Origin of the sequence: Nonomuraea angiospora (assembly GCF_014873145.1) — a bacterium.
Taxonomy (GTDB): Bacteria; Actinomycetota; Actinomycetes; order Streptosporangiales; family Streptosporangiaceae; genus Nonomuraea; species Nonomuraea angiospora.
Genome location: NZ_JADBEK010000001.1, coordinates 11,214,611 through 11,226,515 on the forward strand (window position 1 = coordinate 11,214,611; position 11,905 = coordinate 11,226,515).

Sequence of the window (11,905 nt, forward strand, 5' to 3'; positions counted from 1 at the left end):
GGCTCCTCCGTCAGAGCGGCGGCACCGGGACGGCGGCGTCCCGGAGCGTCTGGCGGGTGGGGGCCGACAGGCACAGCAGCGGGCGGGCGCCGTCGAGCCCCAGCTCGCGGAGCCGGTCGGCCAGCGGGTGAGCCGACCCCGGCTCGACGACCAGCCGCAGCGACGGCGCCGCGTGCAGCCGGGCCCGCCCGCGGGTCCGTACGCAGGACCGCAGCACGGCACCGGCCTCGCCGGTGTAGCCGACCAGCCCGGGATCGCTCAGGGGCAGTCCCGGGCCGAGCCGCCCGCGCAGGGTGAGGATCTGGCCGGCGCCGACGTGGGCGGCCCGGGCGCCGAGCCGGAGCTCCAGGGGCGTCAGGTACGTCTCGCCGCCCCACAGCCGCGGGCCGAGGGCGCGAACGATCGTGGTGTCGACCGCGGAGCCGACGAGGAAGCTGCCGGAACGGCGCACGTCCGCCGCCCGCAGCAGGTCGGGCCAGACGGGACAACGAGGGCCTCGACGCGACGGGCCGGGCACGACGACGCCGACATGCAGCTCCCCGTATCCGCCCGCACTGGTGTGCCGGTTCGAGGCGGCGTGCACGGCGACCAGCGCACGGCCCGCCACCCGCACGGCGGGGCCGAGCCCCGTGCCCTCCAGCAGGCGGGCCGCCACCGCCGGGTGCGCGGTGAAGTACACCGTGAGCGCGCTGCCGTCGCGGCACCTGATCGGGAGTTCGGCGGTTCCCCCTGGACCGTCCACGGTGCGGGTGGGCACGGTCAGGAAGGGGAACTCCTCCGGGTCGGGCGGGCGGTCGAACAGCAGGTACGCCTGGGAACGCACGACCTGCCCCCGGAAGGGCGTGAGCCGCTCGTCGATGACCTCGCGAGCCTCGGGCAGATCGTCGGTGAGGTTGGCGAGGTAGTGCTCGATGCTGTGGCAGAGCGGGAACAGGTGGGTGGAATCGCCGTAATTGACCACGTACCAGTCGGGGTGCAGGTCGAAGCAGGTGCCGGCGCCCTGCCCGTCGAGGGTGGGGATGATGTCGTGCTGGTTGGTGACGCTGGCCACCCAGGTGCGCGGGTCGGCGGGGCGTTTGAAGTCGACGGGCGAGCCGACGGCGACGGCGTGGGTGACCGTGTGACGGGCGCAGAACTCGGGGTCCTGCGCCAGGTTCATGATCGCCGCCCCGCCCGCGCTGTGCCCGACGAGCGCCAGCTCGGCGCCCGGAGGCGGCCCGTAGTCGGCGACGGCCTCGGCCAGGGCGCGGCTGTAGGGGCTGCTCGCCAGGACGGCGCTGCTGAACGCGCCGAGCAGGTCCTGGGGCGACTGGCCGTCGGGACGTCCCACCCGCATGCCCGGCGCCTGAAGGACGTGGCGGATCACACCGTCGGGTCCTTCGACGCTCTGGATGAGGGCCCGCCCGGTGGTGCCGATCGTGCTGATGTTGCCCAGGAAGCCGAGCAGCGACCCCCGCGAGCACAGCCGGGCCGACTCGGCCGCGCTCAGCTCGATCCGGCGCGCGGCGCCTTCCCCGGTGTCGAGGACGGCGATGGCCCGGTTGCTCATGCCGGTGATCGGATCGGCGGTGGCGAAGCCCTTTCCCGTGGCGATGAGCCAGGCGGCGGCGTCGTTGAGCGGGTTCTCGTCCAGCAGCGCGCGCAGCGCGAGCACCTCGCCGAAGACCGGGGCGAGCTGGCTGAGCGCGCGCACCGCGCCACGGTCCTTGAGCAGGGCGCGCAGGGCCCGGACGGCCTCCAGGTCGCGGTCGGCGGCGGCCGCGTCGATGAGCCGGGCGAGCATGGGGTCGTCGGTCAGCTCGGGGTGCGCGAGCGCCACGGCTGCCACGCGCAGGCGCAGCGACGTGGCCAGCACGCGTACGGCCAGGCTCTCGGCCCCCAGCATGGCGCCGGCCTTGGCGGCCACGCCGGCCAGCCGGCCGCCGGTGAACGCGCACCCGAGGCCCTGACCGTTCGTCGTGGCCCGTAGCAGCGCGCGGTAGGCGGGCCGGGCCGCCGAGGGCGCGTGCGGCAGGGCGCGCAGCAGCGCGTCGTCGGTGAGCGCGGCCGTGGCGTGCGCCGCCGCGCCCTGGATCGTGAGCGCGATGTCCACCAGCTCGCGGGCCGCGGCGCGCAGCGGCCCGGCGGCCGGGTCCTTGTCCCCGGTCATGGCCGGGGCCGCCGGGACATGCTGACGAGGCGGGGGGCCGGGTCCTCCGGGGTGTTGCGGCGCAGCACGTCCGACAGCGTGCGCGTGGCCGCGATGACCCGCGCGCCCGCCGGGGAGAACGTGGCGGCGTTGAAGATCCGCGGTGCCAGCAGCGGGTTGGTGAGCGCCTGGGAGAAGGCGTCGATAGCGATGATCTTGGTCAGCAGCGGAGGCAGGATCGCGGCGGGGGATCCGGGCTCCTCGGCGAACAGCCCGACGTACAGGTCGACGTCGTCCACGTCGCGGTAGAGCTCGCGCAGCGCGCCGCTGACCCGCCGGTCGCCGGAGATCTGCTCGAAGGCACGCACTCGTGGGAAGCGGCAGTGCTCGCGGTAGCTGTTGTACGGGGCCAGGTCGAGGGCCCGGGAGTCGGCGATGCTGGACACGTCGATCTCGCGCAGGACGGGGTCGGTGTTGAACAGGCTGATGCGGCCGGCCCGCTGGCGGGAGGCCTCCTCGAACAGCCGCCCGAGGCCGGGGCCGGGGATCAGCGCGCTGCCGAAGAAGGTGTGGGCCATCGGCAGGTCGCGCCCGCCCACCGACAGGTGGGACGGGATCAGGCTGTGCCAGCGGTAGACGAGGTTGAACTCCACCGAGGCCCAGTTCTGCCGGTGCCAGGGCGCGTGGTCCAGCAGCGCCGACAGCCGCGGGTCCAGGGTGAACCGGAAGTGGTAGGGGGTGATGTGGTTGATGTACTCCTCGACGACCAGCTTGATCAGCAGCACGATGAGGATGTTGCGGGCCGTCTGGAACAGCCGCTCGTCGTCCCAGTGCGGGTGTTCCCGTGCGAGCAGCCGCGCCACCCTGTTGTGCTCGCGCAGGAACAGCACCGTGAGCATGGTGAAGCCGATCTGGCCGTTGCCCCGGTCGCTGCCGGTGGCGAACAGCGTGTCGCGCTGCGCGTCGGAGAGCCGGTCGAAGCGGACGACGCTCAGCGGGGCGAACTCCGGCTTGATCTTGCCGTTCTCGCACAGGTGGGGCGGGAACTCGCCGCCGTTGATGAGCTGGCTCTTGAGCAGCCCGCCGTCGAAGGCGCGCAGCGCGGCCGTCGCCGCCTCGTGGAGGCCGTACACCTGGTTCAGGTCGATGTGATGGTTGGAGCTGTTCTTGCGCGGGTCGCGCGGGACGTTGGTGTCGCCGCGCAGGAAACCGTCGGTGAACCATTGGGCGAAGTACGCGAAGAGCACCGTGGAGCGCGGGCAGGGGATCATGGACTCGCCGCGGGTGAACAGGTCGGCGGCGCTCTCGGGAGTGGGACGGTGGTCCTCGGCGACGGGGATCGGGGGCAGGTGCCTGCCGCTGTAGGTGCGGTCGGTCAAGGAGGCCCACGAGGTGTAGTCGGCCATGGTGCTCAACGGCTCGGGGCGCGGCGGCATCTCGCGGATCGCATGGTCGATCAGCGTGGCGTTGATCCGGCGCCGCACCGGCCGGCTCCTCTGCACGAGGTCCCAGAACGGCCGGCCGTGGGTCAGGGCCAGGAACCTGAGCCGGTTGGCGAGGCCGTCCGTGGCGATGCTGCGCGCGCGTGCTCGGCTCCCCGCCATCGTCAGCCTTCCCGCCCGGCGCCGCCGGGCCTTTCGGTGGTGACCCGCTCTTCGGTGCCGAGCCCCAGGGTGAACGTGTCGGGGAAGATCCCGAGTGTCCGCTCGACGCGGCCCGCCGGTGGCGGGAGCGGACGCACGCCGGGACGCAGCAGCAGGCGGCGTACGGTCTCGGCGATCACCACGTCGGCCACGTGCACGCCGAGGCAGGCGTGATGACCGGAGCCGAAGAACAGCTGATGGTGGCGAGGCCGGTCGAGGCGGAACTCCTCGGGCTCCGGCACCACGGCCGCGTCGAACATGGCGGAGGCCGGCGCCGCGAGCACGAACGTGCCCGCGGGGATGACCGTGCTGCGCGGGGTGCCGCCGGCCAGGACGTGGTCGCGCTCGCACAGCCGGGGAAGCAGCTTGAAGAACGGGCTGAACCGCAGCGCCTCCCAGACGTACGGATCGAACCGTCCGGGGTCCGCGGCGACGGCCGCGGCCTCCGCGAGCACCCGCGGGCGCAGCAGGAGCTGCTCGACCGCCTCGGCCATGGCCCCCGGCGCGCTCTCCACGAAGCCCAGCGGCAGCCCGGCCATGTTGATCACGATGCGGTCGTCGGTCACGCCGGCCCCATCGGGCAGGCGGGAGCTGACGAGGCGGGAAAAGACGTCGTCGGGGAGATCGCGGCCGGCCCGCAGCGTGGCCCGGTGCTCGGCGAGGCGGTCTCGCAGGTATCCGACCAGCTCGGTGCCCGCTCTGACGGACGCGGCCTGGATCTGCGGATCCCCGAGGAAGTTGGCGAAGCCGTCGGCGACGATGGCCCGGGTCCACCGGCCCAGGGTCTGCGGATCGGGGCCGGGAACGCCGAAATAGCGCGCGCACACGCCGAGGGCGACCGGGCGGAACAGCCCGTTGACCGCTTCGAGGCGCCCTTCGGGCCAGGCGGCGTCGAGCAGCTCGTCGGCGAGGCGGCCGGTCAGCTCGCGCACGTCGGCCGCGTCCCGCGGGTCGAGCATGAGCTGCATCAGGCCCTTTTCCCGCCAGTTCATCGGCGTGGCGTCCCTGCCCAGCATGAACGGGGCGCCCAGCGCGGCGTCGAGGCGCGGACCGAAGGCGCGTACCGAGAAGACCTGCTCGTGGGAGAGCACCTCGATGACGTCGGCGAAGCGGGTCACGACCGTGAAGGCGGGCGTGACGAAGACGGGGCGCCGCTCGCGCAGCTCGGCGAACAGGCTCCGCCAGTCGGTACGCATCCACTCCCGGACCAGGCCGAACGCGGACATCGGGTCCCTGGCCAGCGCCTCGTCATATCTCTCCAGATGGCCGCCCGTGGTCGCCTGGTCGACAGCACCCATTCCGTGGCCCTTCCGCCCGATGCCGGAGCGCACAACGATGATCACGTTGCGCAATCACAATCTAGGGATGCGTCACACCTTTCCTTCATGACAACCGAGTGCATTGTTTTGCTTCCACACGGTAATTACTCCGTCACTGTCAGGACATTGCCGCAGTCCATGGGCGTGGCCGTTGAATAAGGAGCCTGATCGTCCCGCACCGCTTCATGGGAGGAACCGTGACCTCACCCATGCCGCAGCCGGCCACGGCGGAGACGGTGACGGTCACCACCGGCCGCCGCACCGCCTATCTGGTCGTCCTGGTCGTCCTGCCCGTGTTGCTGCTGGCCCTCGCGGTGCCGGCCGCGTGGGGCTGGGGCATCGGCCCCCGCGACCTGGTCATCGCGGTCGCGATGTACCTGGTGAGCATCTTCGGGATCGCCATCGGCTACCACCGCCTCTTCACCCACCGCGCCTTCAAGGCCAACCGGGCGCTTCGGATCGCGCTCATGCTGGCCGGCGGCATGGCCGTCGAGGGCCCCCTCACGCTGTGGGCCGCCGAGCACCGCCGCCACCACAAGTACGCCGACCGCGACGGCGACCCGCACTCGCCGTGGCGCTACGGCGACAGCGGCCTGGCCCTGCTACGCGGCATGCTGCACGCCCACATCGGCTGGTTCTACACGGCCCACCACCGCTCCAGCCGCCGGCACTGGGTGCCGGACCTGCTGGCCGACCCGGACGTGCGCCGCTTCGACGCCGCCTACCCGGCGGTCGTCCTCATGTCGTTCGCGCTCCCGGCCGCCGCCGGCGGGCTCTGGTCGATGTCGTGGCCGGGCGCGTGGAGCGCGCTCCTGTGGGGCGGTCTGGTCCGCTACGCCGTGGTGCACCACGTCACCTGGTCGGTGAACTCGGTCGCCCACACCTTCGGCGACCGCCCGTTCCGCACCAGGGACCGTTCGTCCAACGTGTGGTGGGTGGCGATGCTGACGCTCGGCGAAGGCTGGCACAACTGGCACCACGTGGAGCCGACCTGCGCCCGGCACGGCGTGCTCAGGGGCCAGTTCGACCCCAGCGCGCGGCTGATCCGCTGGTTCGAGCGGGCGGGCTGGGCCCACGGCGTACGCTGGCCGAGCCCCGACCGTCTGACGACCCACCGCACCGACCGGCGATGAGACGTCTTGCCTCTCTCAGAGGAAGACGCGAGCGATGTCGAGCCACTTCTGCGCGTCCTCGCCGACCGCCGTGAGGTCGGTCTGGGCTCGGGACCTGCGGTGGGTGACTCGGAGGCAGAAGTCGAGGGCACTGCCCCGAACCCGTTGCCCGGCGTCTTCCGGGCCCCATGCCCAGGTCTGACCCTCGGGGCCGGTCAGCTCGACCCGGAACGGCTCTGCCGGAACAGGCAGTTGGGCAGCGTAGAACGACAGCTCTCGCCCTACCACTCCCAGCGAGGCCACATGCTGGAGCCGGCTCGTCGGGCGGCGTGAGACGCCCAGCGCATCGAAGACGTCCTGCCCGTGAGCCCACGTCTCCATCAGCCGAAGCGGCACCATGAGCGCTGCGGTCAACTGCGAGCCGTACCACGGAAAGCCGTGCTCCAGCGGAAGGTCACGTAGCTCCGCCGCGACCTCGGCTCGGCCGGCGCGCCACTGTTCCAGCAGCTCCGAGCGCGGTCTGGCCGCTCCCTCGGCGGCGTCGAGATCGGCGTACCGGCTGCCTTCGGCTTCCGCCCGCTTCAGCACGGCGTCGAACGTCTCCGGGGTCCGTATGGCGATGAGCACGTTCGCATCGGCCGAAGCGAGATGAGCGATCTGGTGGGCGATCGTCCACCCCTCCGCCGGTGTGGGCTTCGACCAGTCGGCGTGCGCTGATACCAGGGCGTCGAGCTCGTCCCCTTCGGCCACCAGGTCGGGCAGAGCGCGGTCGAGCTCTATGCGGGACAGGTCGAGGCCGTAGTTCAACATCGGTGTCACCTTCACGGATTGACGGCAAAGTTGATCTAGTGTGGTCAGCCTATCCGCGGTTGATCGCGGTGATCCTCACGCCCGGGGCGCGACTCCGCTGCTGAGGGCGTCGAACAGGCGCTCCAGGCGGGCGCGGTGGTCGTCCGCGACGGTGTCGGCCGGTTCTCCGGCGACCAGGCGCCGGGCGGTCTCCACCAGCACCGCGGTGTAGCCGGCGATGAAGAAGGCGGCGAGCAGCGGGGCGTCGCCGTCGAAGGCCGGGTCGTGTTCGAGCTCGCCGGCGAGGGTCTGCTGGAGGTCGGAGGCGATCTCCCTGGCGCGGGAGACCAGCGCGGGCGAGGCCGCGACGGTCCGGAAGAAGGGGACGGACCCGTCCTTGAGGCCGGACAGGGCGTGCCGCTCCTCGAGGAGACGGAACGCCATGTCGCGCAGGGACCGGAGCACTCCGGCGTCCGGGGCGCGGTCGCGTACCGCTGAGCGCAGGAGCCCGACGGCGTCGACCTCGCGGTCCAGCAGCAGGTCCTCCTTGCGCGGGAAGTGCTTGAAGACCGTCACGGCCGAGACCCCGGCCTCCCGCGCGACCTCGGTGACCGTGACCGTGTCGAATCCGCGCTCGAGGAACAGCCGGGTCGCGACCTCCGAGATCTTCGCACGCGTCTGCGGGCCGCCTCGCGGTCCGGTCCTGGGCATCCCGGCCTCACTTTCTTGTGTAACTTAATTTAGTCGCATAACCTAGTGGCATGTCCTTGCAACAGACCACTGTCATTGTCGCCACAGCGGGGATCGCGACGTGAAGAAAGCCCTACGGCCTGGTCGCACTCCCCGCTCGCTACGGGAGGCGTGGGTCGCGTTGGCGGGGCTGTCGACGGTGTTCCTCTTCGAGATGCTGGACAACTCGATCCTGAACGTCGCGCTGCCCGTGATCGGACGTGAGCTGCACGCCTCCACGACCGCGTTGCAGTGGGTGACGGGCGCCTACGCGGTCGTGTTCGGCGGGTTGATGCTCGCCTTCGGCGCGATCGCCGACCGGTTCGGCCGACGGCGGATCATGCTGATCGGCCTGGTCCTGCTCGGCGTGGCGAGCCTGGCGACCGCCGTGGTCACCACCGCCGGGCAGCTGATCGCCGTCCGGGCGGCGATGGGGGTCGCCGCGGCGATGACGACCCCGGGATCGATGGCGCTGGCGTTCCGGCTGTTCGACGAGGACGGCCTGCGCGTGCGCGCGCTGACCCTCATCTCGACCGTCGGCCTGGTCGGGCTCGCGATCGGCCCGACGACGGGCGGCCTGGTGCTGGCGATCGTGCCCTGGCAGGTCCTGCTGCTGCTGAACGTGCCGGTCGCCGGGCTCGCGTTCCTCGGCGTGCGTTCCGGCGTCGCCGCCGACGACCCGGACGGCCTCCACCGCGACCCCCTCGACGTTCCCGGGATGCTGCTGGGCACGGCGACGATCGTGCTCGCGCTCTTCGCGCCGACGCTGTTCGTGGACGAGGGCGCCGGCTCGTGGGCGCCCTGGGCGGTCACCGCCGCGGCCGCCGTGACGGCGACCTGCTTCGTCCTGCGCGAGCGCCTGGCCCGCCATCCGCTGCTCGACCTGAAGCTCCTCGCCCTCCCTCTGGTCTCCAGCGGCCTGGCCCACAAGGCCGCCGCCGGGCTGGCGACCGCCGGGCTCGGTTACCTGGTGACGCTGCAGTTGCAGCTCGACTGGGGCTGGACGCCCGCGCTGGCCGCCGTCGGGATGCTGCCGCAGGTCGTCGTCCTCATCGCGGGCAGCACGTTCGTCAACCCGTTCGTGCAGCGCGTCGGCCTGGACCGGGCGGCCTGGAGCAGCGCCGCGGCGGTCGTGTCCGGCCTCGCCGTCTACGGCCTGCTCGGCCGGTTCGGCTACCTGTGGGTCGCGGTCGCGCTCGTGCTCGTGGCGGCCGGGATGCGCGTGGTCGGCGTCGTCGCCGGGCTCAACGTGGTTCGCGGCCTGCCCGCGAACCGGACCACCATGGGCACCGCGCTCGTCGACACCGCCACCGAGGTCACCTCCGGCACCGGCATCGCCATCACCGGCACGATCCTCGCCACCCTGTTCACCGGCGACCTCGCCACCTCCCACTGGAGCCCGCAGCAGACCGGCGAGTTCCACCAGGCCGTCACCACCGCGGGCCTCACCCTCACCGTCGTCGCGGCGGCCCTCGTCGGCTGGGGGATCGCCCGCACCCGGCACTTCGCAGAGCCGAGCAGCCCTTCGTTCCCTTGACGGGGCCCCGATCGCCCGCGACTCTGACAGCGGCGATCAGAATCTCCTGACTGTAATGCCAAGAAACCTCTTCTCCGCGGCTCCGGAATGGCTTATACCCGTGAGTACGGATGATCGGAGGTCCCCATGCGGCTGCTCGGCCGGCTCTTCCTGGTGTTCACCGCGACCGCGGCCTGCCTGCCCGCGGCCGGTGCGGGGCCGGCGGCAGCCGCCGTGGCCCCCACGGCCGTGATCCGCGCGGACTTCCCCGATCCGGACGTCATCCAGGTCGGCTCCACCTTCTACGCCTACTCCACCAGCAGCTCGGCCGGGCGCATCCAGGTGGCCGGCGCCTCGTCCGCCACCGGCCCGTGGACCGTGCGCGGGGACGCGCTGCCGGCGAAACCGTCCTGGGCGGGGACCGGCGGGTTCTGGGCACCCGACGTCTCCCGGCTTCCCGACGGCCGCTACCTGATGTACTTCACCGGCCCCAGCACCGCCACCGGGCGCATGTGCATCGGCGCCGCCACCTCGGCGAACCCCCTCGGCCCCTTCCAGCCGACCAGCGGTTCACCGCTCGTCTGCAACGCGGGCGAGGGCGGCGACATCGACCCGTCGAGCTTCGTCGACACCGACGGCAAGCGGTACCTGCTCTACAAGAACGACGGCAACGCCGTCGGCCGGCCCACCGTGCTGTGGCTGCAGCAGGTCGGCGCGGACGGCGTCACCTTCGTCGGCGGCCGCACCGAGCTCATCCGCAACGACCGGCCCGAGGAGGCCGGGGTGATCGAGGCTCCCGTGCTCGTCAAGCGGTCCTCCCGGTACGTGCTCTTCTACTCGGCCGGCTCCTACGCGGGCAACAGCTATTTCACCAGCTACGCCGTGTCCTCGTCGCTGACCGGGCCCTACACCAAGGCGTACCGGCCGCTGATGACGACGGCCACCTTCGACGGCGCGGTTCAGGGCCCCGGCGGGACCGACGTGCTCGGGAGCCGCGTCTTCTTCCACGGCTGGGTGGGCAACGCGCGCCACATGTACACCGCGGAGCTGGGCTGGGCCGACGACTACCCGGTCGTGCGCGGCAGCCGGGTGCGATACGAGGCCGAGCGCGGCACGCTCAACCACGCCGAGGTCCGTACCGGCGCGGCCGGGGCATCGCAGGGGGCCGTCGTCGCCAAGATCGACTATGCGGACAGCTGGGTCGACGTCCGGGTGTTCGCGCCGGTCGCCGGGGCCTACACCGCGTACGTGACCTATGCCGCCGGGTACGGCGACGCGCAGCACCTGGTGACGGTGAACGGCGGCACGCGGTTCACGCTGAGCTATCCCGACCGCGGCTGGGACAACTGGACGCAGGTGCCGGCCCAGCTCACGCTGAACGCCGGGTGGAACACCCTGCGCCTGCAGTATCAGACGCGTTGGGCGGAGCTGGACCACATCGAGATCGCCTGATCCACGAGCCTGCCGCGAGCCGATGGCGATGGGCGAACCTTCGGCTCCCTGGCGGCGCACCAGCTGCTGACTGGCCGTTCTCCCGTCATGGGGAACGGCCAGCGATGCCTACTGGGGATCCGGACCGGCTTCAGGGGTGCCTTCGGCGGTTTCCGGCGTGATCAGCTCTACCTCGTTCTCCGCCAGCGCGTCCAGAAGATCGGGCGGCGGGGTGGAGTCCGTGACGAGGTAGTCGGCGCCCCCGAGCTCCGACACCTGGGCGAAGAGCCGGCGCCCGAACTTGGAGGAGTCGGCCAGGATCGCCACGCGCGCCGACCGAGAGATCATCTCTCGCATCATCGCCGCCTCGGAGAGGTTGCTCGTCGTGTAGCCGGCCGCCGAAACGGCGCCGACCCCGATCAACGCCAGATCGCAGCTGATGTCCAGCTCGCTTCCGTCGGATGCCCGGAAGCTGACGGGGCCGATGGTGGCCAGCGTGAGAGTGCGGACCGCGCCGCCGAAGACGTACACGTCGCGGACGGCGGAGGGCTGCAGCGCGGGGGGCACGAGCAGACTGTTCGTCACCACCGTCAGGTCCCGGTGGTTGCGCAGGTTACGGGCGACGGCAAGAGTGGTCGTACCGCCGTTGATCATGATGATCGATCCATCCTTGACCAGCGACGCGGCGAGTACCGCGATCTTCTCCTTCTCGCCTTCCTCCATCTTGAGCCGCACGTCAACGGCACGGTCGACCCGAGATAGAGTGGCCTGACTGACCGCTCCGCCATAGGTGCGGACCAGGACACCGTCGGCGCTGAGCTGGTCCAGGTCTCGACGGATCGTGTCGATGGAGACGCCGAAGCGCTCTGCGAGTGCGCTGACCGTGACCTGCCCGGCCTCCGCGACGTATGCCGCCAGCTGGGCCTTGCGTCCTGCGGGTAGACGACGCTGCCGGTCCTCTTCGTCAAGGGTCACTGACCCTCCCATCTCTGCGGTAGTTGCGCTAGCGATCAACGCAACAGAGGGGTGATACAGGACTAGAACTGCAGACTACCGCAAAAAGCTGCCACTTTCAGGCGAGCTGCCGCCGAATGCGGGTGTCGGGGCGCTGGAAACCTCGCACCGCAGCACGTCTCTTCCGCTGTATGCCGAACTGTGCGGTTCCTAGCGGGTTTTTGCGTTACTAGGGCTTGTGGGGTGGCGTCACGCGTTGTTAATGTGGCGGAAATCGGCAAAGA

Annotated in this window: 9 protein-coding genes; 3 read left to right on the forward strand and 6 right to left on the reverse strand. The window is 71.5% G+C overall.

Annotated elements, in window-relative coordinates:
• Positions 1-10: 10 nt before the first annotated feature.
• The 3 genes from H4W80_RS51330 to H4W80_RS51340 are packed head-to-tail and all read right to left on the reverse strand — an operon-like array spanning position 11 to position 5,114.
• Positions 11-2,149, reverse strand: coding sequence for an alpha/beta hydrolase family protein (locus H4W80_RS51330; protein WP_192791718.1), 2,139 nt, complete (start codon positions 2,147-2,149; stop codon positions 11-13).
• Positions 2,146-3,732, reverse strand: coding sequence for a peroxidase family protein (locus H4W80_RS51335; protein WP_192791719.1), 1,587 nt, complete (start codon positions 3,730-3,732; stop codon positions 2,146-2,148). The genes H4W80_RS51330 and H4W80_RS51335 overlap by 4 nt, the downstream gene beginning before the upstream one ends.
• Positions 3,733-3,734: 2 nt before the next feature.
• Positions 3,735-5,114: a cytochrome P450 gene (locus H4W80_RS51340; protein ID WP_318787462.1), complete on the reverse strand. Its 1,380-nt coding sequence runs from the start codon at positions 5,112-5,114 to the stop codon at positions 3,735-3,737.
• Positions 5,115-5,287: 173 nt separating this feature from the next.
• On the opposite strand from H4W80_RS51340, the gene H4W80_RS51345 reads away from it, so the two are divergent.
• Positions 5,288-6,223, forward strand: a complete 936-nt coding sequence (locus H4W80_RS51345; RefSeq protein WP_318787463.1) for an acyl-CoA desaturase — start codon at positions 5,288-5,290, stop codon at positions 6,221-6,223.
• Between the two features lie 15 nt (positions 6,224-6,238).
• On the opposite strand, the gene H4W80_RS51350 is transcribed toward H4W80_RS51345, so the two are convergent.
• Together H4W80_RS51350 and H4W80_RS51355 are read right to left on the reverse strand one after the other, a co-directional pair.
• On the reverse strand, positions 6,239-7,012 hold the full coding sequence (locus H4W80_RS51350; RefSeq protein ID WP_192791721.1) for a TIGR03084 family metal-binding protein: 774 nt from the start codon (positions 7,010-7,012) through the stop codon (positions 6,239-6,241).
• A gap of 75 nt (positions 7,013-7,087) precedes the next feature.
• Positions 7,088-7,702 (reverse strand): TetR/AcrR family transcriptional regulator, encoded by a 615-nt coding sequence (locus H4W80_RS51355; protein ID WP_192791722.1) that lies wholly within the window; start codon positions 7,700-7,702, stop codon positions 7,088-7,090.
• A gap of 100 nt (positions 7,703-7,802) precedes the next feature.
• Here H4W80_RS51355 and H4W80_RS51360 point away from each other — a divergent pair, with 100 nt between their 5' ends.
• Together H4W80_RS51360 and H4W80_RS51365 are read left to right on the forward strand one after the other, a co-directional pair.
• Positions 7,803-9,257 (forward strand): MFS transporter, encoded by a 1,455-nt coding sequence (locus H4W80_RS51360; RefSeq protein ID WP_318787464.1) that lies wholly within the window; start codon positions 7,803-7,805, stop codon positions 9,255-9,257.
• Between the two features lie 126 nt (positions 9,258-9,383).
• Positions 9,384-10,688, forward strand: coding sequence for a family 43 glycosylhydrolase (locus H4W80_RS51365; protein WP_192791723.1), 1,305 nt, complete (start codon positions 9,384-9,386; stop codon positions 10,686-10,688).
• 108 nt (positions 10,689-10,796) lie between these two features.
• Here H4W80_RS51365 and H4W80_RS51370 read toward each other — a convergent pair whose 3' ends face one another.
• A complete protein-coding gene (locus H4W80_RS51370; protein ID WP_318787465.1) occupies positions 10,797-11,642 on the reverse strand; it encodes a DeoR/GlpR family DNA-binding transcription regulator in 846 nt (281 codons plus the stop codon).
• Between the last annotated feature and the right edge of the window lie 263 nt (positions 11,643-11,905).

Excerpts from the sequence above, each read along its gene's own strand:
- H4W80_RS51330 (WP_192791718.1), bottom strand. The coding sequence starts at position 2,149 with ATGACCGGGGACAAGGACCCGGCCGCCGGGCCGCTGCGCGCCGCGGCC.
- H4W80_RS51335 (WP_192791719.1), bottom strand. The coding sequence starts at position 3,732 with ATGGCGGGGAGCCGAGCACGCGCGCGCAGCATCGCCACGGACGGCCTC.
- H4W80_RS51350 (WP_192791721.1), bottom strand. The coding sequence starts at position 7,012 with ATGTTGAACTACGGCCTCGACCTGTCCCGCATAGAGCTCGACCGCGCT.
- H4W80_RS51355 (WP_192791722.1), bottom strand. The coding sequence starts at position 7,702 with ATGCCCAGGACCGGACCGCGAGGCGGCCCGCAGACGCGTGCGAAGATC.
- H4W80_RS51365 (WP_192791723.1), top strand. The coding sequence starts at position 9,384 with ATGCGGCTGCTCGGCCGGCTCTTCCTGGTGTTCACCGCGACCGCGGCC.